This window comes from Microbacterium sp. zg.Y909 (assembly GCF_024626565.1).
The window spans coordinates 1-419 of sequence record NZ_JANJFJ010000537.1; the positions used below are offsets into that span (position 1 = coordinate 1).

The following is a 419-nucleotide window of genomic DNA, read 5'->3' on the forward strand; positions in this document are numbered from 1 at the left end:
GTGGGGCTGGACGTCTTCGCGCTGGGCGAGCACCACAACCCGCCGTTCTGGTCGTCCTCGCCCACAACGACGCTGGCGTACATCGCCGCACGCACCCGACGACTGATCCTGTCCACGGCGACGACGCTGATCACCACCAACGATCCGGTGAAGATCGCCGAGGACTACGCGATGCTGCAGCACGTCTCGGGCGGCCGCATGGACCTCATGCTCGGCCGTGGCAACACCGGGCCGGTCTACCCCTGGTTCGGCAAGGACATCCGGCAGGGCCTGCCGCTGGCGGTGGAGAACTACGCGCTGCTGCACAAGCTGTGGCGAGAGGACGTCGTGGACTGGGAGGGGAAGTTCCGCACCCCGCTGCAGGGCTTCACGTCGACGCCGCGGCCGCTCGACGGCGTCGCTCCGTTCGTCTGGCACGG

1 protein-coding gene is annotated in these 419 nt (G+C 68.7%); it reads left to right on the top strand.

Annotation, left to right across the window (positions count from 1 at the left end; all coding sequences use genetic code 11):
• On the top strand, positions 1-419 hold a 419-nt coding region (locus NQ160_RS22500; protein WP_257517256.1), incomplete at both ends, for an LLM class flavin-dependent oxidoreductase.